The sequence below is a fragment of the Streptomyces sp. AgN23 genome (assembly GCF_001598115.1).
Classification (GTDB): Bacteria; Actinomycetota; Actinomycetes; order Streptomycetales; family Streptomycetaceae; genus Streptomyces; species Streptomyces antimycoticus.
In genome coordinates this window covers 91,825-114,197 of record NZ_CP007153.1, presented here as the reverse complement: position 1 = coordinate 114,197, position 22,373 = coordinate 91,825, and the positions used below count along the sequence as shown (strand labels likewise).

Genomic DNA, 22,373 nt, shown 5'->3' with positions numbered 1-22,373 from the left:
TCACCGCGCGCCCCGGCAGTGGCGGCGGGGAGGGGAACCGTATGAACAACCTCGCCGTACTCCTGGCGGAATCCGCTCGGGCCGACGGTCGACGAGTCGCCCTCCGCCAGGGCGAGATCGACGTCACCTACGCCCAACTGGACGACGCCAGCGCCCGGTTCGCCACGCTGTTGCACACCAGGGGCATCCGACCGGGCGACCGCGTCGCGCTGGTCATGCCCAACGTCACCCATTTCCCCGTCGGGTACTACGGCATCCTCCGCGCGGGCGGCGTGGTGGTGCCGATGAACCCGCTGCTGAAGGCCCGCGAAATCGCGTTCCTCCTGCGGGATTCCGGGGCCCGCATCGTGGTGACGTCCCCACTGTCCGCGGACGAGGTCAGGACGGCCGCGGCAGAGGTCGGCGCCGAGTGTCTGGTCAGCGACCCCGCGGCATTCGACGATCTCGTGCGGGCCACCGCACCGATACCCGGGATCGTCGACCGGGCCGAGGACGACACTGCCGTGATCCTGTACACCTCGGGCACGACAGGAACCCCGAAGGGCGCCGAACTGACCCACCGCAACCTGATGACCAACACGGCCACCACGGTCGAGACGGTGCTCCATATCGGGCCGGACGACGTCCTGTTCGGCGGCCTGCCCATGTTCCACGCCTTCGGACAGACCTGCGCCCTCAACACCGCCGTCGCCGCCGGCGCCACACTGACCCTGCTGCCGCGGTTCGAGCCGGCCAAGGCGCTGGAGATCATGGACCGGGACGGGGTCACCGTCTTCCTGGGCGTCCCCACGATGTACACGGCCCTGCTGCACACAGCGATCCCGGAGGGCTACGACCTCTCGCGGATGCGCTTGGCCGTTTCCGGGGGAGCCGCGTTGCCGGTCGAAGTGCTGCACGGCTTCGAACGGGAATTCGGCGCCACCGTGCTAGAGGGCTATGGCCTCTCGGAGACATCGCCGGTCGCCTCGTTCAACCCTCCGGACCGGCCACGCAAGGCCGGTTCGATCGGCCTCCCCATCCGCGGGGTCGAGTTCATGCTCGTGGCGGACGATGGCGCCACGGTCGGGCCGGGCGAAGTCGGTGAGATCGCGATCCGCGGCGAAAACGTGATGAGCGGGTACTGGAACCGTCCGGACGCGACCGCGGAGGCCATTCGGGACGGGTGGTTCCACAGTGGCGATCTCGCCCGTGTTGACGAGGATGGCTACTACTTCATCGTCGACCGGAAGAAGGACCTCATCATCCGCGGTGGATACAACGTCTATCCGCGCGAGATCGAGGAGGTGCTCTACGAACACCCCGCCATCGCCGAGGCCGCCGTCGTCGGCGTGCCGCACGAGATCCACGGGGAGGAGGTGGCCGCCGTGGTAGCGCTCCGGGACGGTGCACACACCACAGCCGGTCAGATACGCGACTACGTCAAACAGCGGGTTGCCGCCTACAAGTACCCGCGGATCGTCACGGTCACCGACGGGCTCCCCAAGGGAGCGACCGGCAAGATCCTCAAACGGGAGATCGTCATCAGGCAATAGGCAATCACGAACCTTCAGCCGCTCGCGCGCGGCATTCTTCGGCTTCGCGCGGCCGACCGAGGAAAATGAGCAGTTCGGCGAGGTCTTCCGCCGCGTGGGGGTCGCCCAGTTCGATGGCGACGCGGGAGAGGGACACGGCTTCGTCCAGGCTGCCCATCTTCTGCGCGAGCGTGGCCAACGCGTGCGCCGCGTGCTTCGAGTCGTTGTTTCAACGCCCGACGGTACAGTGCGGCGGCCTCCGCCAGACGATCCGCCCTTTCCAGCAGATCGCCGAGATTCAGCGCGGCGTAGGGGCCACCACCTCTGAGCGCACTGCGATACAGAGCCTCGGCCTCGTCGACGCGGCCCTCCCTCTCCAAGAGAATGGCGAGGTTGTTCGCGGCGTCGAGATGGCCTTTACCGAGCGCCTGACGGTACAGGGATTCGGCTTCCTGGACGCGGCCGAGCGCACCCAGCAGAAGCGCGAGGTCGTTCGCGGCGTACGGATTTCCCGCGTCCGCCAGGGGCGCCAGGCCATTTCGGCGGCCTGGGGCGCGAGATCCTGGGCGTTCCTGGCGATGACCCATCGATCGGCGTCGGCATCCGTTTGGGCGAGCGCGGCCCAAGCCGTCGGAGATCCGCCCCAGTTTCTTGACATCGATGTGGACCAGCTCGCCGGGGCGGAAGCCTTCGTAGCGGCGGATGACCCGTCCGGTGGGCCGGTCCAGCCAGGACAGACGGTTCAGACTGGCTCTGACTTGTTCAGAGGCGCCGGCATGTTGGCCTCCAGCGGCCCCAGTTGGTGAAGATTCTGGGCACCTTGGACGTCTTCAAGTGGCCCCGGGGATTGGTTTGCGATGGGACCACTTGAGGCAGTGTGCCGTGATCGACTACTTCGTTTCGTCGCCCATCGGCGCCGTGGCGTCTTCCTCGGTGAGCTGGCCGGCGAGCCGCTGTATTGCCGATCGGATGCCGTGGCCGTAGGCGTCGTCGTCGAGCGCGTCGAGGTGCTCTTGGGCCTGGGCGAGGTGGGTGCGGGCCTGTTTGGTGTCTCCGATTTTGTGGAGGTCCGCGGCGAGGTTGAGGTGCAGGGAGGGGTAGAACCCGCGGATGGCCAGGGAGGAGTCGTGCTGTTTGGCCCGGTCGTCGGTGACCGAGGCGGCGGCGTCCAAGGCGCGCAGATCCCAGGCCAGTTCGTCCTGCGGGTCCGGCTGGAGATCGGCCATGTAGTGGGCGAGGACGCAGCGGTGGAACGGGTCGCCGTCCACGGCGATCTGCTCCCAGATCTCGGTGAACCGCCGCCGAGCACCGTCGAGGTCGCCTGCGTGCTGCAGCGCCATGGCTTCCTCGATCTGCTTCATGGTCTTGTCGTCCTCGGTGGTCACGGCAGCCTCTCCGTCGCTCGTCGATGATCGCGAGGAAGCGTAGGGGCAGCCACTGACAATGGACCGGGTCCAGCGTCTTTGTCCGTCCGCCGCGGACCCTTCGAGTCTGTGGGTGAGCGGCTCAGCCAGTAGTGTCGCGTGTGGCGGCCCGGCCGCGGGCCTTGGTCCTGGCCAGGCGATAGGACTCGGTTCCGGTTTCGATGAGGGTGGCGTTGAAGGTGAGCCGGTCCACGATCGCCGCGCAGAGCCGGGGGTCGGTGAAGGTGCGGCTCCAGCCGGTGAACGCCTCGTTGGAAGCGATCGCGATGCTGTTCTTCTCCTCACGCTCCGTGAGAACCTGGAAGAGCATTTCCGCGCCGCGGCGGTCCAGTTCGAGGTAGCCGAGTTCGTCGATTTCGAGAAGATCGACGCGTCCGTAGCGGGCGATGGTCTTGCCCAGCTGTTTGTCGTCTGCCGCCTCGACCAGCTCGTTCACCAGTGCAGCCGCGGTGGTGTAGCGGACGCGGTAGCCGGCCATGGCGGCGGCGGTGCCGAGCGCGATCAGCAGGTGCGATTTGCCGGTACCCGAGTCCCCGATCAGACACAGTGGGTAGCCTTTGGCGATCCATTCGCAGGTGGCGAGATTGTGGATGACCGCCGGGTCGACGTTGGGGTTGACGCGGTAGTCGAACTCCCGCAGCGACTTTTCGCGGGGGAAGTGAGCCGCCCGGATGCGGCGTTCGGCCCGGCGCCGGTCTCGGTCCTCGCACTCGGCCATCAACAGTTCGGCGAGGAACCCGGCATAGGACAGGCCCTCGCGTTCGGCCCGTGCGATCGTGTCGGCGGCCTGCGCCCGCATGGTGGGCAGCCGCAGCAGCCGCAGCAGCCGGCAGGCGGTGTCGATCGCCGCGTCGGATGCCTGTGCGGTCAGTGCGTGATGTGCGGTGGTCATGATGATGAGTCCTTTCGGCGGAGCTGCAACAGCTCGTCCCACTGCTCCAGGCGGGGCAGGGGACGCTGGTCGGAGGGCAGAGCACGGGCCAGACGGCGCGACGTCAAGGGCGTGACCTGGGCCGGGCCGGGATCCAACAGCTCCGGGGCGGGCGCACTGGCGGCGGTGACGGTCGGCGCCGGCCCGGCCGCCTGGGCCGCCTTGCGGGCCTCCAGCGCGATGACGTCCTCGTTGAAGGTGCCTGCCGCGAGGGCCGCTCGGATCCCGGTCACCACGTCGGCGTGCTGCTGGTGTCGGTGCAGCAACAGCACCTTGACCAGGGACTTCGTTCCCTCGGTGTCGCCGAGGGCCTTCTTGGCCGCGGCCCAGAACGCTTCGTGGACGGCCGTGAAGGTGCCCTCGGCGCGGGCTTGGTGGAGGGCCTCGGAGCGTTCCAGGGCGCCTGGCTTGGTCAGCAGAGCTTCCAGGTAGTGGTCCAGTACGAGGTGTTCGGCACCGCAGCCGGTCAGCCGCCGATCTCCCTCGTCGCGTTCGTTGTCGTCACCCTCGGCGCGCTCGCGCTCGCGCTCGCGCTCGCGCTGGCGCTGACCTTCGGCGCGCTGTCCAAGCGCATTCCGGCGAGCGGCGGGCCGTACGTCTACGCCCGTGAGGCGTTCGGTGAGTTCGCCGGCGTCTTCGACCAGGCCGAGAACCGCCTGCACACCATCAAGGCCGTCCTCGTCGCCACCCTGGAGGACTGACATCCATGCGCATCGTCGTCGCGCTCGGCGGCAACGCCCTTCTCACCGCCGCCCTGCTCGCCGAGGACCTGAAGGCGGACTTCCTCCTCATCCTCACCGACGTGCCCTGCGTGTACGAGAGGTACGGCACACCGGATCAGCGCCCTCTCTCCGACGTCACACCCACCGACCTGCGCCAGGGCGGTTTCCCGGACGGCTCCATGGGCCCCAAGACCGAGGCCGCCGCCCGCTTCGTGGAACGCACCGGAGGACTGGCCGCGATCGGGGCGCTGGAGGCCGCGTACGAGATCGTCCACCGGGGTTCCGGCACCCTGGTCCGCCCGGATCTCACGGTCGGCTGAACGGCGGCCCGCCGCACATGCCGTCAACCGGTCCGCCGAGCAGGGACCTTCAGCCCTGTCGTCGGTGCCCTTCGGCATCCGGCGCATCGCGGCGCATACCGCGAGAGTGAGGGAAGCCAAGCGAACGGCGACCCGAACATGCAGAAAGGACCACCAACATGGCCGTGCACGAGCAATCCCACCGAGCCGCGGGCTTCCACCCGTCGTCGCGTCGGCACCGGACCGCGTCCGCGATCGCCGTGTCGGAAGAACTCGACACGCGCACCGCGCGGGCCCACGTCCTCGCCTCCCTCCGCATCCTGACCGGGTTCGTCTTCCTGTGGTCGTTCCTGGACAAGACCTTCGGGCTCGGATACGCCACGGCGTCCGGCAAGGGCTGGGCCGACGGCGGCTCTCCGACCAAGGGCTTCCTCAGTTCCGTCGCCGCCGGGCCCATGCAGTCCACATTCCATGCCTGGGCCGGCGAACCGTGGGCGGACTGGCTGTTCATGCTCGGTCTGCTCGGCATCGGGGTCGCCGTCATGACCGGTGTGGCGCTGCGGCCGGCGGCGGTGGCCGGCACGGCGATGCTGGCGCTGATGTGGCTCGCCGAGTGGCCGCCGGCCAAACACCTGTCCAACGGCTCACCGAGCATGTCCACCAACCCGTTCGCGGACTACCACCTGATCTACGCCGCCGCGCTTGTCGCCGTGGCGGCAGCGGGCGCCGGGGCCACCTGGGGGCTGGGCAGGCACTGGGCACGCCTGCCGATCGTCCGCGACCACACCTGGCTGCGCTGACCGCCACGACCCTCGCTACTCCCTCCCGCATGAGGCGCCGCAGCCTCATCCGGCCAAACCCCCGAACACGACACCGGAATCGGTCCCTACGGGTCCGATTCAGGAGGTGGAGACCATGCCCCGCACCATCACCGTGGGACTCGACGGCTCGCCCGAGAGCCACGCCGCCGCCGAATGGGCGGCCAACGAGGCCGAACCGCGCGGACTGCCGGTGAAGCTCGTCCAGGTATGGGGGCCGGTACCGGCCCCCATGGCCGGGGCCCCGCTCCTGGGAGCCGAGACGCGCCAGCACCGGACCGAGCAGATCCTCCACGAGGCCGCCGAGGCCCTGCGACTGCGCCACCCCGGCATCGAGGTGACCACCGAACAGCTCACCGGACGGCCCGCCGAGGTCCTGATCGCCGCCGCGGAGGAGGCCCACGTCCTCGTCCTCGGCTCGCGGGGTCTGAGTGGCGTCGGCGGCTTCCTGGTCGGCTCCGTCGGCCTCGCGGTCGTGGCGCACAGCGAGCGGCCCGTCATCCTGGTCCGTGCCAACGCGCAGGCCCCTGAGGAGCAGGAGGCGGATCCGACGGCGATTGCTGCCAGTGCCGCACCGCTGCGGCCCGTCCTGCTCGGACTGGACACCGGCAGCCCGGACGCGGCCCTGATCGAGTTCGCCTTCGCGGCCGCCGCCCGCCGCGACGTGCCACTGCGGGTGCTGCACGGCTGGAACCCGCCGTACTACTACGCCTACGGTACGGCCCTCGACCCGGCGATCACCGAGACGGTGGCACAGGCCGACGCCGCCGCCTTGGAAGAGACGCTGCAGCCCTGGCGGCACAAGTACGCCGACGTCGTGGTGGTCACGGAGTCCCGCTGCGGCAGCCCGTCGCTCGCCCTGATCGACGCCTCCCGCGAAGCCTCCCTGGTCGTCGTCGGCCGGCGCATCCGCCGCTCGTCCGTCGGCGCCCACATCGGGACCGTCACCCACGCCGTCCTGCACCACGCCACCGCCCCCGTCGCGGTCGTCGCACACGACTGACCGGCCCCCTCGCACGAGGAACAGGCGGCTGATGAGCTGGCAGCCGCCCTGCGGGACATCCCGTCCGGCCTCGAACTCCACGGCGCACCGGCGAGGGCCGCGCCCACCCGGCCCTGCTCGACGCGTCGGCCGACGCGGACCTGCTCGTGCTCGCTGCCCGGCGGCGCCGAGCGGCTGCTACGGCCTGCGACTCGGCCGCGTCGCCCACGCGGTGCCGCACCACGCCGGCTGCCCGTCGCGTACCCAGTGAGTGCGAACGAACGACTCCGGACGGCTGCCGAGCGGCCTCCGGACCACCGAAGCAAAAACCTGATCGTGAAGGAGTTCACCACCTTGACCGTACGCGTCGGCATCAACGGTTTCGGTCGCATCGGCCGCACCTGCCTCCGGGCGGCCCTCGACCGCGCGGAGGCGGGCACCCAGGACGTCCACGTCGTCGCGATCAACGACGTCGCGCCGCCTGCCACCCTCGCCCATCTCCTGGAGTACGACTCGACGTTCGGGCACATCGGACGCGAGGTCACACACGACGACAACTCCCTCGCTGTCGACGGTCGACGCATCGCCGTCACCGCCGAGCGAGACCCGGCGGCCTTGCGCTGGTCCGACTACGGAGCCGACATCGTCATCGAGGCCACCGGCCGCTTCCGCGACCGCGACCGGGCTGCCCTGCACCTGAAGGCGGGCGCGCACACCGTGCTGCTGTCGGCGCCGGGCAAAGGCGTCGACGCCACGATCGTGATGGGCGTCAACGACGACACCTACGACCGGCACCGCGACCGGATCGTCTCGGCCGCGTCCTGCACCACCAACTGCCTCGCTCCGATGGTCAAGGTGCTCGACGACGCCTTCGGCGTGGACCGCGGTCTGCTGACCACGGTCCACGGGTACACCAACGACCAGTCGCTGCTCGACGGCCCGCACAAGGATCTGCGGCGCGCCCGCTCCGCGGCGCTGAGCATCATCCCGACCAGCACCGGTGCGGCCCGGGCCGTGGGCCTGGTGGTACCCGAAATGGCCGGTGCCCTCGACGGGATCGCCGTCCGGGTCCCTGTGGAGGACGGCTCACTCACCGATGTGACGGTGGTCCTGAAACGTGAGACCACCGCCGACGAGATCAACGCGGCTTTCACCGAAGCCGCCGACGGCCCGCTCAACGGCATCCTGCGCGTATCGACGGCACCGATCGTCTCCCGCGATGTCGTAGGCGACCCCGCGTCGTGCGTCTTCGACGCCGCCCTGACCCAGACCAACGGCACCTTGGCCAAGGTGTTCGGCTGGTACGACAACGAGTGGGGCTACACCAACCGGCTTCTGGACCTCACCGCGCTGGTCGCCGACGACTGACCAGCACGGACACCCCTGACCAGAGAGCACGGCGCAGTTCCAGGACGATCCGGAGCCCCCTCCGCCTGGTCGGCCCCGACTACGTCTCCTGCTCTCCCGTCCAGGTCCCGGCCGCGCACCTGGAGGCCGGGCGAACGGCTTTTGCCGGCACCGCGACCACCGACAGCAGGTGCTCCGTTGGATGACGGCCTGCGGTGGAAAAAGATCACCTGAAGTGATGAGAGAAGAGCAAGTGGAGATCGTTGCGTACGGTGTCCTCGTGGACGAGGAGCCGCTGCTCCGGGAGGCGTTCGACCAAGCGTTCGCAGGCCGTCACGGGCTGCGCTGCCTGGAGCTTTTCCTGGACCGCGACACCGTGCCGACCGCACTCGGCCACGAGGTCGTGCTCAGCGGTGTCAACGACACCCTGGACGCCGAGGTGCTGCGTGCGCTGGCCGAGGGCGGCACCCGGATGGTCGCCCAGCGGTCCACCGGTTACAACAACATCGATCTGAGCGCTGCTGAGGAGCTCGGCCTGGCAGTGGCCCGCGTCTCCTCCTACTCTCCGTACTCGGTCGCAGAGTTCGCCTGGACCTTGGCCCTGGCGGTCAACCGCCGGATCGTCCGGGCCGCGCACCGAACCCGGGAGTTCGACTTCCGGCTCGACGGGCTGATGGGCCGCGACCTGTGGGGTCGCACGGCCGGCGTGGTGGGCAGCTCGGGGCCGCCTTCGCCAGAATCGCCCACGGGTTCGGTATGCGGCTGCTGGGCTGGGACGTCGCCGAGAATCCCGACTGCCTCGCCCTCGGCATGGAATACGTCCCGCGCGAGCGGCTGTTCGCCGAGGCGGACCTGGTCAGCCTGCACGTGCCGTTGCTGGCGGAGACCCATCACCTCGTCGACGCCACGGCTCTGTCGTTGATGAAGGACGACGCGATCCTGGTCAACTCCAGCCGCGGCGGCCTGGTGGACACCGATGCCCTGCTGGAGACGCTTCGCGCGGGACGGCTGAGCGGTGTCGGTCTCGACGTGTACGAGGAGGAGGCCGGCGTGTTCTTCCTGGACAAGTCTCTGGAAGTGATGACCGACGAACGCCTGGCAAGGCTGATGACCTACAGCAACGTCCTGGTCACCTCGCACCAGGCGTACTTCACCAGGGACGCCGTCGGCCAGATCGCCCGGACCACCGTGGCCAACATCGACGACTACTTCGCCGGTCGCCCGAGTGACAACTCGCTCACCCGGCCCGGTACAGACTGACACCCTGCCGTGGGTGAGGCGACGTCCGGGAAGACCCCGGCGATCGCCGGCCGCTCCGTGTGCGGCGGGATTCGCGCCCCGCCCCTCCCGCTCGTGAGCGGCCCCCAGCCCGCGAGGCCCGCTGTCCGGCGCCGCCGCCGTGGCTGCCTGCCGTTCGGCTTTCGGGGGCCGCGTCCAGCTGGCCGCACGGTGCTCGGTGCCGCCGCCACCATCGCCCTGATCCTCGCCTGCACCGTGGATCCGAACCGCTGGGAGGACGCGGCGTGGGGCGGTGCCGCCCAACTCATCGCCGCCCCGTTCGTGCTGATCATCGCCGCGCCCCTGGTCATCGTCGGATTCATCTTCTACGCGCCCCCGCACCTGCGGCCGCAGCTGCGCTCCCGGCTGCGCGCTCCGCTCAAGGCGGTCGGCTGGTATGTGCTGACGTTGGTCGTGATGGGCGCAATCCTCGTCACGACGGCCCTGACCGTCGACGCCGACGACGGGAAGAGCTGGTGGGAGTGCGTACTGGCCATCGCCTCGCTCCTCGTGGTCGTGTGGGATCTTCCCTTCTTCTTCATGACGTCGCTGTACGGGACACTGCCGGGTCCACGCGCCGTTCCGGGGGTGGAATGGCTTCCACCGTCCGTGTGGAGGCGAAGACTGATATCAAAGCGATATCCGTATGGATAGACCCTGTGGAGGCATGTGCGTCATGCTCGCTCGGCCTTCTGCGGACGCGTCCGGGGAGGCGAATCAAGCCCATGAGGGTGGGGAGCAGCAGTGCGACGGCGGCGGTTCTTGGGTGTGGCGGCAGCGAGTGCCGCGACGGCGGGTATATCACCCGCATTGACGGCATGCGGAAACGGAGGTCCCGTCACCCTGAGGGTGGTGGCGGGCGAGTACGGCGACGGCGCCGCCAACAGCTCCCGGAAGTACTGGGACGCTCTGGCCCGGGTTTTCGAGACCCGGCACGAGAACATCAAGGTCGACGTCACGGTCCACAGCTGGCTCGAGATCGACAAGCGCGTCGCCGACATGGTCAAGGACGGCCATGCCCCGGACATCGCGCAGATCGGCGCGTACGCCGACTACGCCGCCGCGGGCGAGCTCTACCCCGCCGAACGGATGCTCGCCGTCTCCACCCAGGCGGGGTTCATCGGCCCGATCGCCAAGGCGGGTGAGGTCAAGCGGGTGCCATACGGGCTGCCCTTCGTCTCCAGCACCCGGCTGCTCTTCTACAACAAGGCGCTTTTCGAGGAGGCGGGCATCGCCTCGGCCCCGGAGAGCTGGTCCGAGCTGAAACAGGCCGCCGTCAAGCTCAAGGCGATGGGCGTGAAGATCCCCTACGGGCTGCCGCTCGGCCCCGAGGAGGCACCGGCCGAGGCCATGATGTGGATGCTCGGCGGCGGTGGCGGCTACACCGACGCAGGCGGCAGCTACACCATCGACTCGACCGAGAACATCGAGACCTTCGAGTGGCTGCGGGACGAACTCGTAGGGGACGGCCTCACCGGCCCCCGCTCCCCGGCCCGCACCAACCGCCAAGACGTCTTCGACGCCTTCGTGCGCGGCGAGGTCGGCATGCTCAACGGCCACCCGACCCTGCTACGTCAGCTGGCGGGCCAGGGCATCAAGTACGACTCCGTGCCGCTGCCCGGCCGCCACGGAAAGTCCCAGGCGACCATGGGCGTCGCTACCTGGGTCATGGCCTTCAAGCAGAACGGCAACCGTCGGCAGGCCGGTCTCTTCCTCGACTTCCTGTACGAGGAGAAGAACGTGCTCGACTTCAGCACCCAGTACGACCTGCTCCCGGTGACCACCAAGGCTTTCGGCGCGATGCGCCGGGACCGCAAGTACAAGCGGTTGTGGAAGTTCCTCGACGCGCTGGAGATCGCCCAGTTCTACCCGGTGGACAAGACCTCCTGGGCGAATATCAGCAAGGGCCTGAAGACGAGGATCGGTTCGACGGTGGTCAAGGGCGGCGACCCGGCGAGCGTACTGGGCGAGATCCAGCGCCAGGCCGAAGTGTTGGAGAGCGCGCAAGGCTAGCGATCGGGGAGGTCGTGACGGGCGGCGGCCGTAGCGGTGGCGCAGTGCAGCAGGCGCTCCGGCGCGACCGGGCACGGATCGCCCGGAGTGCCGGGGCGGTCGGTGGGTACGGTCCGCGGCGGATGGCGCGGCGGCGGCACGGACGGCGCCGCCGCCAGGGGCACCGTCGCCCAGGACGGCGCCATGGCCAGGGGACGACACCGCGCAGGACGACCACCGGTGTGCTGACGCGCCGTGCCCTCACCCCACCGGGGTGAAACCGCACCGGCAGGCGCGCCGTCCTCGCGCGGGCCGAGGCACACCAGGGGTCGGGGCTGCGGCGGACGTTCCCCGGGCCCCGCCGCCGCAGAGCCCCTATCGGCGCCAGGTGCCCAATACCATCAGCGTCTTCGTGCCGATCACCGCGCCGCTGCGTCGGATGGCGTCGATGACGCGGCGCAGGTGCTGCACGTCGTTCACCCGGACCCGGACCAGGGCGTCAGGGTCGCCCGCGGTCGTGAAGAGCTCCACCACCTCCGGTGTCGCGGTCACCGCGTCCGTGATCGCGTCGACGTCGACGTCACCGGCGAACCGCACCTCGGTGAACGCCTCGAAGCCCGCGCCGAGCCGTGAGTGGTCCACCAGGGCGGTGTACCCGACGATGACGCCCATCCGCTCCAGCCGGTCGATCCGGCGCTTGACCGGGGACGGCGACATGTTGACGCGTTCCGCGATGTCGCTGACCGTACGCCGGCCGTTCTGAATGAGTAGGTCCAGGATCATGCGGTCGATGCTGTCGATGGTCTGGGAGTCGGCCATGTCCGCATGTTACGACGGCTTGCTCTCGCGATGCGCGATTTTCCGGTACGGAAGCGGGTCGACGGGGGCGGATTCCTGCGCAGTCAGCAGCATTCGAGCTGGGATATTGCGCGGTGCCGCTGCGCACCCCTGAATGTTGAGCTACATCCACTGATGTTCACATTCACTGACCGGCAGCTGCCGCTGCGCCGGGTCCGGCGCTCGGGCCGGACCCACCGCATACCGGAGCTCGGCCGAGTCAGTTCATCCGATGATCCGCCGATGGCGGGTCCTGAGCGGGGTGAGGAGGTGTACGGCGTGTCGAAGAACGACGCCGTGGACTGGGAGGGCGAACGGACTCTCCACCACGAGGACGAGCAGACCGGGCTGCGTGCGGTCGTGGCCATCCACGACACCACCCTCGGCCCCGGCCTGGGCGGCGTGCGCTTCGCCGCCTACCCCACGGCGCGGGCCGCCGCCCGCGAGGCACAACGCCTCGCCGAGGCCATGACCTGGAAGAACACCTTGGCCGGCCTGCCCTACGGCGGCGCCAAGGCGGTCATCACCGACACCGGCGGGATCACCGACCGCGCGGCGCTCATGGCCGCCTTCGGCCGGTTCACCGCTACCCTCGGCGGCGCTTACGTCCCGGGCGTCGACCTGGGCACCAGCACCGCCGACCTGGCCGTCATGGCCCGGACGGGGGCCACCGTCTCCTGCGCCACCGAGGACCCCTCACCGTGGACCGCCATGGGCGTGCTGGCCGCCGTGCAGGCCGCCGCCCGGCACGTATGGGGCCACGGCGGCCTCGCGGACCGCCGCGTGCTCGTCCAGGGCGCAGGGCACGTCGGGTCCCGGCTGGTGCGTTCGCTGGCGGCGGCCGGCGCCCGGGTCATCGTCGCCGACACCGACGCCGACCGGGCCGTCACGCTCGCCCGGGAGACCGGTGCCCTGTGCGTACCGGCCGACCGCGCGCTCGCCTCGGCCTGCGACATCTTCGTCCCCTGCGCGAGAGCCCGGGTGCTGGACGAGGCCACCGCCCGGACCCTCACCGCTCGGATCGTGGCCGGCGCCGCCAACGACCAGCTCGCCGACGACACCGTGGTACGGATCCTCACCGCCCGGCACATCACGTATGTGCCGGACTTCCTCGCAAGCGCGGGCGGGGTCATCCGGATCCACGCCGCCGAACAGGGCTGGGACACCGCCCGCACCGCCGCCGCCATCGCCGGTATCGGCGACCGGGTCACCCGCGTCCTCGACGAGGGCCACCGCACCGGCGATCCGGTGACCGCCGCCCGTGACCAGGCCCGCAGGATCCTCCGCTCCGCGGCCCGCCCCCCTGGCCCCCTGGCGTGACCGCGCGGCGAACCATGTCCTGGTCCGCATGAAGTACGGCCGACGCACCCAGGAACACGTCCCCGACGCACCGCCGAAGGCACGACCCGGAAGAACATCACGCGGCGCCTGAAACAGTTCGTCGCCCGCGAGATCTACCACCATTCGCCCCATGCGATCCACACCACAAAACCGCTTCCACAGACCGCTTGCAGCCCCGTAACCCCACCCCGAGAGGCATGCCCGTGAACGTCGAACGAGAACTCCCGTCCGACGAGGCCCGTGAACTGATCAAGCTCACCGCTGAGATCGCCGACAAGGAACTCGCCCCGCACGCCGACGAGTTCGAGGAGACCAACCGCTTCCCCCGCGAGGTCTTCGCGCTGCTCGGCTCCGCCGGACTGCTCTCCCTGCCCTTTCCCGAGGAGGTCGGGGGCGGCGGCCAGCCCTACTCCGTCTACCTCCAGGTACTGGAGGAGATCGCCATCCGCTGGGCCGCCGTCGCGGTCGGCGTCAGCGTGCACACCCTCTCCTGTCTGCCGCTGATCACCCATGGAAGCGAGCGGCAGCGGGCGGAACTGCTGCCCGGCCTGCTCGGTGGCGACACCCTCGGCGCGTACGCGCTGTCCGAGGCCCACGCGGGCTCCGACCCCTCCGCGATGCGGGCCTCCGCCACCGGGACCGAGGACGGCTGGCTGGCCCGGGGCGGCAAGGCGTGGATCACCCACGGAGGACAGGCCGACTTCTACACCACGTTCCTGCGCACCTCACCCGACCGGCGCGCCGGCATCTCCTGCTTCCACGTCGCGGCCGGCACCCCCGGCGTCACCGCCGGCAGCCCGGAACGCAAGATGGGCCTGCGCAGTTCGACCACGGCCACTATCAACTTCGACGACGCGCCGATCCCGGCCGACCGGCTCATCGGACAGCCTGGGCAGGGCCTGTCCATCGCGCTGTCCGCACTGGACGCCGGGCGCCTCGGCATCGCCGCCGTCGCCACCGGCATCGCGCAGGCCGCCCTCAACCACGCGGTGGGCTATGCCCGGGAACGCGAGACGTTCGACCGCCCGATCATCGACCACCAGGGCGTCGGCTTCCTGCTGGCCGACATGGCCGCCGCCATCGAGTCCGCCCGCGCCACCTACCTGTCGGCCGCCCGCCGCAAGGACGCCGGACTGCCCTTCGGCCGGCAGGCAAGCATCGCCAAACTCGTCGCCACCGACAACGCGATGGCGGTCACCACCAACGCCGTCCAGGTCCTCGGCGGCGCGGGTTACGTCCGTGACCATCCCGTCGAGCGGTACATGCGCGAGGCGAAGATCACCCAGATCTTCGAGGGCACCAACCAGATTCAACGCCTGGTCATCAGCCGCGACCTCGCCCGCCCCCGCTGAACCCGGGCGGCCCCGCCGCCCGCCGCCACCCCGCGCCCCCGTCCGCCACCCCGCCGCGCGACCCGCCCGGCCCCCGGCCACACCGTTGCGCCGGCTAACATCCCCCAGGAGATCCCGTGACCCCTCCCGACCCCGTCGCGCTCGTCGCCGGCGGTGCCTCCGGGCTCGGCCGCGCCGTCGCCACCCGGCTCGCCCGGCGCGGCCACACCGTCGTCCTGCTCGACCTGCCGGGCTCACCCGCCCGGGAGACCGCCGCGGAACTCGGCCCCCGGGTCCACTTCGCGCCCGCCGACGTCACCGACCCCCACCAGGTGCAGGCCGCCGTGGACGCCGCAGCGGGCCGGGGCCTGCTGCGCACCGCCGTCAACTGCGCGGGCGTCGCCACCCCCGGACGGATCCTCGGCAGCCGCGGCGTCCTGCCGCTGGAGCAGTTCCGCCGGGTCGTCGAGATCAACCTCGTCGGCACCTTCAACGTCCTGCGGCTGGCCGCGGCCGCCATGGCGGCCAACGAGCCAGACGAGGGCGGTGACCGTGGTGCCATCGTCTGCACCTCCTCCATCGCCGCGTTCGACGGTCAGATCGGCCAGGCCGCCTATGCCGCGAGCAAGGGCGGGGTCGCCTCGCTGACCCTGTCCGCCGCCCGCGACCTGGCCGAACGGGCGATCCGGGTGGTCACCGTCGCACCCGGCCTGTTCGACACGCCGCTGCTCGCCGGACTGCCCGAGGCCGCCCGCGCCTCCCTGGGCGCCGCCGTCCCGCACCCCTCCCGGCTCGGCGCGCCGGAGGAGTTCGCCGCCCTGGTCGAACACGTTCTGGACAACCGCATGCTCAACGGCGAGGTGATCCGCCTCGATGGAGCGCTGCGCATGGCCCCGCGCTGACCCTCCCCGACGACACCACGCCCTGGAGTCCCTATGCCCCGCAAGACCCCGGCCGCCCAGCCGTCCGGCCCCGTCCAACTGCTCACCCCGCAGGGCGGCGCCGCCCCCGACGACCGGCTGCCCTTCGACCCGGCCGACGCCGACCTGCCCGCGCTGTACCGCGACATGGTGCTGGCCCGCCGCCTGGACACCGAGGCCATCGCCCTGCAACGCCAGGGTGAACTCGGCCTGTGGCCCTCGCTGTTCGGCCAGGAGGCCGCCCAGGTCGGCGCCGCCCACGCGCTGCGCGCTTCCGACATGGTCTTCCCCACCTACCGTGAGCACGGCGTCGCCTTGTGCCGCGGCCTCGACCCGGTCGCCCTCCTCGGCCTGTTCCGCGGCACCACCCTGGGCGGCTGGGACCCGCGCGAGACCAGCTTCAACCTCTACACTCTGGTCATCGGCGCCCAGACCCTGCACGCCGTCGGCTACGCCATGGGCCTGGTGCGCGACGCCGCCCGGCAGGCCGCCGCAGGCACCCCGCAGCCGCCCGGCGACGCGCCAGCCGTGCTGGTCTTCCTCGGCGACGGCGCCCTCAGCGAGGGCGAGACCAACGAGGCGTTCATCTGGGCCGCCACCCAGAAACTGCCTGTGGTCTTCTTCTGCCAGAACAACCAGTGGGCCATCTCCGCGCCCTACCGCGTGCAGAGCATCGTCCCGGTCGCACGCCGGGCCGACGGCTTCGGCTTTCCCGGCGTCCGCGTCGACGGCAACGACGTGCTGGCCTGCCTGGCCGCCACCCGCCGGGCCCTGGCCGCGGCCCGAGCCGGCGAAGGGCCCACCCTCATCGAGGCGTTCACCTACCGGCGCAACGCCCACACCACCGCCGACGACGCCGGCCGCTACCGGGAGGCCGCCGAGGAGCAGGAGTGGGCCGCCAAGGACCCGATCACCCGGCTGCACGCCCACCTGACCGCCACCGGCGCCGCCGTCCCCGGCTTCTTCGACGGCGTCGAGGCCGAGGCCCAGGCCCTCGCAGAACGGCTGCGGTCCGGCTGCCGCGCCCTGCCCGACCCCGAGCCCGACTCGCCGTTCGAGCACACCTACGGCGAGACCACCCCCGAGCTGCGCCGCCAGATGGCGGACCACCGCGCCCACCTCGCCGCCCTGGCGCAGGGAGCCGAGACGAGCGGAGACCGCGCATGACCGCCCCGGCCGCCACCATGACCCTGGCGAAAGCGATCAACGAGGGGCTGCGCGACGCCCTCTCCGCCGACCCCACCGTCCTGCTCATCGGGGAGGACATCGGCCGGCTCGGCGGCGTCTTCCGGGTGACCGACGGGCTCCAGGCCGAGTTCGGCCCGGACCGGGTCGTGGACAGCCCGCTGGGCGAGGCGGGCATCGTCGGCACCGCCGTGGGACTCGCCATGCGCGGCTACCGGCCGGTCTGCGAGATCCAGTTCGACGGTTTCGTCTACCCGGCCGTCAACCAGATCATCAGCCAGCTGGCCAAGTACCGGCACCGTTCGGCCGGCCGGATCGCGATGCCCGTCGTCATCCGCATCCCGTACGGCGGTGGCATCGGCTCGATCGAGCACCACTCCGAATCACCGGAGACCTACTTCGCGCACACCCCCGGCCTCAAGGTCGTCACCTGTGCGACCCCGGACGACGCCTACAGCATGATCGGCCAGGCCATCTCCAGCGACGACCCGGTGATCTTCCTGGAGCCCAAACGCCGTTACTGGACCAAGGGAGCGGTCACCCGGACCGCCGCCACCGGCCCGCACGAGGCCCGGATCGCGCAGCCGGGTACCGACGTCACCCTCGCCGCCTACGGGCCCATGGTGGCTCCCGCGCTGGAGGCGGCCGCGATCGCCGCCGAGGAGGGCACCAGCGTCGAGGTCATCGACCTGCGCAGCCTCTCCCCGCTGGACACCGGCACCGTCGTCGCCTCCGTACGCCGCACCGGGCGCCTGATCGTCACGCACGAGGCATCGCTCAGCCACGGACCCGGCGCGGAGATCGCCGCCCGGGTGCAGGACGAGGCGTTCTACCAGCTGGAAGCACCGGTGCAGCGCGTCACCGGCTACGACACCCCCTACCCGCCCAGCCGCCTCGAGGAGGACTGGCTGCCCGGGGTCGACCGGATCCTCGCGGCGATCGACCGCTGCCTGAGCCACTGAGCGCCGAGAAGGAAGAGACGCATGCCGATCGCCAAGGATTTCCGCCTGCCCGACGTGGGTGAGGGCCTGACCGAGGCCGACCTGGTCCGCTGGACCGTGGCCCCTGGGGACACCGTGGAGGTCAACCAGATCATTGTCGAGATCGAGACCGCCAAGGCGGTGGTCGAACTCCCGTCCCCGCATGCCGGCACCGTCCGCAGGCTGCACGCCGCAGAGGGTGAGACGGTACCGGTCGGCGCCCCGCTGATCACCATCGACGTCCCCGGCGAGGAGCCCCCCGCACCCGCGGCCCCCGCGCCTGCCGCCCCCTCCGAGCCGGCGGACTCCGGTGCGGAGGAACGTACCGCGCTGCTGGTGGGGTACGGCCCGCGAGCGGCCGGGGCGGTCCGCCGCCGCACTCCCCGGCCCACCCCCGCCCCGGCGGTCACCGCGCCGGCCCACCCGGCCCCGGTGGCCGTCCCGCCAGGGACCCGGCCCGCGGCCAAACCGCCGGTCCGCAAACTCGCCAAGGACCTCGGCGTCCGGCTGGAGACCGTGGTGCCCACCGGACCGAACGGCACCGTCAGCCGGGAGGACGTGCACCGCGCCGCCGCCGCTGCCACCCAGCCCGCGACGCCCGCCCCCGGCGCGGTCAACGCCCGCGGCGAGACCCGGCTGCCGGTGCGCGGGGTGCGCAAGCACACCGCCGCCGCCATGGTCGCCTCGGCCTTCAGCGCCCCGCACGTCACGGAGTTCGTCACCGTCGATATCTCCGAAACCATGCGGTTGCGCGAACTGGTCCGCGCACGACGGGAGTTCAAGGGGACCAAGGTCTCCCCGATGCTCTTCGTGGCCCGCGCCTTCCTGCTGGCGCTGCGCCGCACCCCGGAGCTGAACTCGTCCTGGGACGAGGAGCGCCAGGAGATCGTCCTCAAGCACTACATCAACCTCGGGATCGCCGCCGCCACCGACCGGGGGCTCGTCGTCCCCAACATCAAGGACGCCGACCTGCTCGGCCTGGCCGATCTGGCCACCGCGATAGCAAGTCTGGCCGACATCGCCAGGGAGGGCCGCACCAGCCCCGCCGACCTGGCCGGCGGCACCGTCACCCTGACCAACGTCGGCGTTTTCGGCGTGGACACCGGGACACCGATCCTCAACCCGGGGGAGGCCGCCATCCTCGCCATGGGCGCCGTGCGGCGCACCCCCTGGGTCGTGCAGGACGCGGCGGGGGAGCGGATCGAACCGCGCTGGACCACCCAGCTCGCCCTCTCCTTCGACCACCGCCTCGCCGACGGCCAGCAGGGCTCCCGCCTGCTCGCTGACACCGCGGACCTGCTGCGCGAACCGGGCCTCGCCCTGCTGTGACCCCACGGGGGCGGGAGCCGGGGCACCGGGGCTCGTGAAGCGGGGTCCGGGGGTGGAGGTCAGGAGCCGGGGGCGGGTGCCCTTCGGGCCCGGAGCCAGGGGAGCGGGACGATGCCGTGCTCGGGAATCGTTCCCGGGCCCCGGAGTATCCCGCCGGGAGCGGTCGATCCATCGCACCCCGGCCATTCTCCTTTGGCCCCGCCATTCCGCCGGACCCCGCCGTTCCACCGGACCCCGCAATTCGGGCCGTGTCCCGTCCGGGCATTCTCCCCGCCTCCCGAATTCCACCCCGCCCCCGGACGGATCCGCCGCGGGCGGCGAAAACCGGGCGGCGAATTCGTCGACCGAGACCGTACGCGGCCGGGCCGGGGGTTCATAGGCTGGAAGGGTCCATGCACCCGGCCGAGCCGGCCGACCGGAGAAATGAGGGCGTTGTCATGAGCGGTGGACTTCCGTCAGGGGCGGGTACGGACAAGGGCGCGCTCCGGGAACTCGTCCCGGGTTACCAGGTACTCTGCACCCGGTTCGCCGCCGTCGTCCCGCTGTACATCCCGGTGCTGACCGGGCCGGAGGGGGTCGTGCTGATCGACTCCGGGATCAGCGACACCCCGCGGCAGGCGATCGGGCCCGCGCTGAAAGGGATCGGGCGCGGCCTGGAGCAGATCAGGGCGGTGGCGCTCACCCACGGGCACCACGACCACTTCGGCGGCCTGGCGCAGATCAAGGAGTTCGCCCCCGACGCCCAGGTGGCGGCGCACCACGCCGACGCCCGCTGGGTCGAGGACTTCGGCCGGTACTGGCGGGAGCTGTTCGAACGTCACCTGCCGGAGATCGACCCCGGACCCGGCGAACGGTCCGTCGTACTGGAACAGGCCGGCCACCCGGTGGCCGTCGACCGGCCGCTGGCCCCCGGGGACCTGCTCGACACGTGGGGCTGCCCGCCGCTGTACGTGATCAACGCCCACGGCGCGCACTCCGCCGGCAGCGTCGGCTATTTCCAGCCCGACCACGGCGTGCTCGCCACCGGCGACTCGCTCCAGCTGTCCGGGACATCGCTGGTCGACGGCTCCGAGGCATTCCCGATCTACGAGGACATCGACGCCTACCGGGCGATGCTGGCCGAGTTCGAGGCGGTCGGCTTCCGCTGGCTCGTCGACGCCCACCGCGGCGTCCTCGACGAGGAACGCGGTCGTGAACTGCTTCGGCACTGCAGGGAGTTCCCCGAACGCTTCAGTGAGCAGCTGGCCGACCTGTTCGCCGACGACGACGCCCCGCGCACCCTGAGGGAGGCCGCCGAGGAGACCGGTGCCCGGCACTACCCGCGGGCCAACCGCACCGCGCAGCTCTACATCACCACCGAACTGCACCTGCGCCGGCTCGTCCGCGACGGCGTGCTCGTCGCCCGGATCGAGCACGGGACGAAGACCTGGCGCGCGGCGGCGTGACCCCGAGCGGCGGCACCGAGGCGGCGGCGCGGTCACGACGAGGCCGTCACCGGAGCGGCGGACGGAAATCCCCGGAATCATCCGCATGCCGCTCCGTATCGGCGTTCCACGGGCCTCCGTGAAACTGTTTCCCGTGACCGATGAATTCCGAAATGACATCGCAACCTATTGCGCCGAACGCAAGGAGACGATCGTCGCGTCGTTCCGTCAGCTCTGCGCGATACCCGGCGTCTCCGCCGATCCGGGGCGCCGGGCCGACATCCGGAAAACCGCCGCATGGATCACCGCGCAGGCCCTGGACGCCGGATTCCACTCGGCGCGTGCCGTGGAGACCGACGGCAATCCGGTCGTCGTCGCCGAATACCGGGCGGGCGACGACCGGCCCACGGTGCTGGTGTACGCGCACTACGACGTGCAGCCGGCGAACGACCCGGAGCGCTGGACGTCGCCGCCGTTCGAACCCACCGTCCGGGACGGCGCGGTGTGGGCACGGGGGGCCACCGACGACAAGGGTCACGTCATCATGCACCTCACGGCGGTCCGGGCGCTGCTCGACCTGACCGGCTCGGTGCCGGTCAACGTCCGGCTGGTGGTCGAGGGGGAAGAGGAGATCGGCTCCCCGCACTTCGACGCGTTCCTCCGCGACCACCCGGAGGTCCTCGACGCGGATGCCTGGATCGTCTCCGACACCCCCGGCTTCATCGGCGACCACCCCACGGTCTGCACCGGCGTGCGCGGCTTGGTGCTGGCCGACATCACCCTCACCGCCTCCGACGCCGAACCGCACTCCGGCCTGTTCGGTGGCGCGGTGCGCAACCCGGCCGAGGCGCTCGCCGCACTGCTCGCCGGGCTGAAGGACCCCGCCACCGGCCGGGTGCTGCTCGACGGCTTCTACGACCGGGTCACCGAACCGACGCAACAGGAACGAGCCGCCCTCGCCGCACTGCCGTTCGACGAGGACGCCTGGCTCGCCGGGGTCGGCGCCCGCGCGGTGCACGGCGAGTCCGGCTGGACCACCCTGGAACGCGTCTGGTGGCGGCCCACCCTGGAGGTCAACGCGATCGCCTCGGGGGACGCCGTGGCCGAGGTAAAGACCGTCGTCCCGGTCGCCGCCCGAGCCCGGGTCTCCTGCCGCCTGGTCCCCGACCAGTCGGCGGTGGAGATCGCCCGGTCCCTGCGGTCCGCCCTGGAAGCCGTCGTACCGCCGGGCCTGACCGCCGATGTGCGGGTGCGCACCGCGGGTGACCCGGTCGCCATCGGCAGCGACCACCCCCTCGTCGGCGCCGCCTCCCGCGCGGTCGCCACCGTGCTGGGCACCGCGCCCGTCCCGGTACGGATGGGCGGCAGCATCCCGCCGCTGGCCTCCCTGGTGGCGGACGGCATGCCCGGTCTGCTCGTCGGCGTCGGCAAGGACAGCGACAACTTCCACGCGGTGGACGAACACCTCTCCGTCGACCGACTGCTGCACGGCACGGCTCTGATGGCCCAGCTCTGGCGTGAATTCGCCGTCCTGCCCGCCGCTGCCTACGCCCGCACACCGGCCGCGCCCGGTGTCCCGACCCCTCGCACCGACGCCGCCCGGGACACCACCCTGCCCGGCGCCGACGCCGCTTCCGGCCCCCGCCACCCGTCCGCCCCGCCATCGGAGGTCCCCGATGCCGGCTGAACACCGACCCGTCACCGCCGCGCTGACTGTCCCGC

General features: G+C 71.2%; 20 protein-coding genes and 3 pseudogenes. 17 read left to right on the top strand and 6 right to left on the bottom strand.

Annotation, left to right across the window (positions count from 1 at the left end; genetic code table 11):
• Nucleotides 1–41: 41 nt before the first annotated feature.
• A complete protein-coding gene (locus AS97_RS00550) occupies nt 42–1,532 on the top strand; it encodes a long-chain fatty acid--CoA ligase (RefSeq protein WP_059147147.1) in 1,491 nt (496 codons plus the stop codon).
• A 4-nt stretch (nt 1,533–1,536) separates the two neighbouring features.
• Here the strand turns inward: AS97_RS00550 and AS97_RS46605 are convergent, their stop codons facing one another.
• The 5 genes and pseudogenes from AS97_RS46605 to AS97_RS00525 form a co-directional block, all read right to left on the bottom strand.
• The gene (locus AS97_RS46605) at nt 1,537–1,710 is read right to left on the bottom strand and encodes a hypothetical protein (RefSeq protein ID WP_247204172.1); all 174 of its coding nucleotides are present in this window, start codon (nt 1,708–1,710) and stop codon (nt 1,537–1,539) included.
• A 421-nt stretch (nt 1,711–2,131) separates the two neighbouring features.
• Nucleotides 2,132–2,257: pseudogene (locus AS97_RS00540) on the bottom strand (IS481 family transposase); the annotation flags it as partial.
• A gap of 144 nt (nt 2,258–2,401) precedes the next feature.
• Nucleotides 2,402–2,872 carry a hypothetical protein gene (locus tag AS97_RS00535; protein WP_210567107.1) on the bottom strand — a complete coding sequence of 157 codons (471 nt, stop codon included), beginning with the start codon at nt 2,870–2,872 and terminating at the stop codon, nt 2,402–2,404.
• Between the two features lie 145 nt (nt 2,873–3,017).
• Nucleotides 3,018–3,827, bottom strand: a complete 810-nt coding sequence (gene istB, locus AS97_RS00530) for an IS21-like element helper ATPase IstB (RefSeq protein ID WP_210564135.1) — start codon at nt 3,825–3,827, stop codon at nt 3,018–3,020.
• Nucleotides 3,824–4,132 (bottom strand): hypothetical protein, encoded by a 309-nt coding sequence (locus AS97_RS00525; RefSeq protein ID WP_125760794.1) that lies wholly within the window; start codon nt 4,130–4,132, stop codon nt 3,824–3,826. The genes istB and AS97_RS00525 overlap by 4 nt, the downstream gene beginning before the upstream one ends.
• Here AS97_RS00525 and AS97_RS46600 point away from each other — a divergent pair.
• The 8 genes and pseudogenes from AS97_RS46600 (at nt 4,109) to AS97_RS00485 (ending at nt 11,325) form a co-directional block, all read left to right on the top strand.
• Nucleotides 4,109–4,567 carry a hypothetical protein gene (locus AS97_RS46600; RefSeq protein ID WP_247204887.1) on the top strand — a complete coding sequence of 153 codons (459 nt, stop codon included), beginning with the start codon at nt 4,109–4,111 and terminating at the stop codon, nt 4,565–4,567. The two genes, AS97_RS00525 and AS97_RS46600, sit on opposite strands and share 24 nt — an antisense overlap.
• A 41-nt stretch (nt 4,568–4,608) precedes the next feature.
• Nucleotides 4,609–4,908: pseudogene (locus AS97_RS00515) on the top strand (carbamate kinase); the annotation flags it as partial.
• A 158-nt stretch (nt 4,909–5,066) separates the two neighbouring features.
• On the top strand, nt 5,067–5,687 hold the full coding sequence (locus AS97_RS00510; protein WP_210564134.1) for a DoxX family membrane protein: 621 nt from the start codon (nt 5,067–5,069) through the stop codon (nt 5,685–5,687).
• Nucleotides 5,688–5,802: 115 nt separating this feature from the next.
• Nucleotides 5,803–6,708, top strand: a complete 906-nt coding sequence (locus tag AS97_RS00505; protein ID WP_210564133.1) for a universal stress protein — start codon at nt 5,803–5,805, stop codon at nt 6,706–6,708.
• A 333-nt stretch (nt 6,709–7,041) separates the two neighbouring features.
• Entirely contained in the window at nt 7,042–8,055 is a 1,014-nt protein-coding gene (gap, locus tag AS97_RS00500; RefSeq protein WP_210564132.1) for a type I glyceraldehyde-3-phosphate dehydrogenase, read from the top strand.
• Nucleotides 8,056–8,287: 232 nt separating this feature from the next.
• A pseudogene (locus tag AS97_RS00495) lies at nt 8,288–9,294 on the top strand (2-hydroxyacid dehydrogenase).
• Between the two features lie 189 nt (nt 9,295–9,483).
• A complete protein-coding gene (locus AS97_RS00490) occupies nt 9,484–9,966 on the top strand; it encodes a hypothetical protein (RefSeq protein WP_247204171.1) in 483 nt (160 codons plus the stop codon).
• A 90-nt stretch (nt 9,967–10,056) separates the two neighbouring features.
• Nucleotides 10,057–11,325 carry an extracellular solute-binding protein gene (locus tag AS97_RS00485; protein WP_210564131.1) on the top strand — a complete coding sequence of 423 codons (1,269 nt, stop codon included), beginning with the start codon at nt 10,057–10,059 and terminating at the stop codon, nt 11,323–11,325.
• Between the two features lie 354 nt (nt 11,326–11,679).
• On the opposite strand, the gene AS97_RS00480 is transcribed toward AS97_RS00485, so the two are convergent.
• On the bottom strand, nt 11,680–12,123 hold the full coding sequence (locus AS97_RS00480) for an Lrp/AsnC family transcriptional regulator (RefSeq protein WP_210564130.1): 444 nt from the start codon (nt 12,121–12,123) through the stop codon (nt 11,680–11,682).
• Nucleotides 12,124–12,384: 261 nt separating this feature from the next.
• Between AS97_RS00480 and AS97_RS00475 the strand changes: the two genes are divergently transcribed.
• From AS97_RS00475 to AS97_RS00440, 8 genes are all read left to right on the top strand, one after another.
• Nucleotides 12,385–13,461, top strand: coding sequence for a Glu/Leu/Phe/Val dehydrogenase dimerization domain-containing protein (locus AS97_RS00475; RefSeq protein ID WP_210564129.1), 1,077 nt, complete (start codon nt 12,385–12,387; stop codon nt 13,459–13,461).
• 218 nt (nt 13,462–13,679) lie between these two features.
• The gene (locus AS97_RS00470; protein ID WP_210564128.1) at nt 13,680–14,834 is read left to right on the top strand and encodes an acyl-CoA dehydrogenase family protein; all 1,155 of its coding nucleotides are present in this window, start codon (nt 13,680–13,682) and stop codon (nt 14,832–14,834) included.
• Between the two features lie 116 nt (nt 14,835–14,950).
• A complete protein-coding gene (locus AS97_RS00465; RefSeq protein WP_210564127.1) occupies nt 14,951–15,715 on the top strand; it encodes an SDR family NAD(P)-dependent oxidoreductase in 765 nt (254 codons plus the stop codon).
• Between the two features lie 33 nt (nt 15,716–15,748).
• Complete coding sequence (locus tag AS97_RS00460; RefSeq protein ID WP_210564126.1) at nt 15,749–16,900, top strand: thiamine pyrophosphate-dependent enzyme; 1,152 nt, start codon at nt 15,749–15,751, stop codon at nt 16,898–16,900.
• Nucleotides 16,897–17,880 carry an alpha-ketoacid dehydrogenase subunit beta gene (locus AS97_RS00455; RefSeq protein WP_247204170.1) on the top strand — a complete coding sequence of 328 codons (984 nt, stop codon included), beginning with the start codon at nt 16,897–16,899 and terminating at the stop codon, nt 17,878–17,880. Before AS97_RS00460 ends, AS97_RS00455 begins: the two co-directional genes overlap by 4 nt.
• Nucleotides 17,881–17,901: 21 nt before the next feature.
• A complete protein-coding gene (locus tag AS97_RS00450; RefSeq protein WP_210564125.1) occupies nt 17,902–19,227 on the top strand; it encodes a dihydrolipoamide acetyltransferase family protein in 1,326 nt (441 codons plus the stop codon).
• Between the two features lie 437 nt (nt 19,228–19,664).
• The gene (locus AS97_RS00445) at nt 19,665–20,672 is read left to right on the top strand and encodes an MBL fold metallo-hydrolase (RefSeq protein ID WP_210564124.1); all 1,008 of its coding nucleotides are present in this window, start codon (nt 19,665–19,667) and stop codon (nt 20,670–20,672) included.
• Nucleotides 20,673–20,805: 133 nt separating this feature from the next.
• Nucleotides 20,806–22,338: a M20/M25/M40 family metallo-hydrolase gene (locus tag AS97_RS00440; protein ID WP_210564123.1), complete on the top strand. Its 1,533-nt coding sequence runs from the start codon at nt 20,806–20,808 to the stop codon at nt 22,336–22,338.
• Nucleotides 22,339–22,373: the final 35 nt, after the last annotated feature.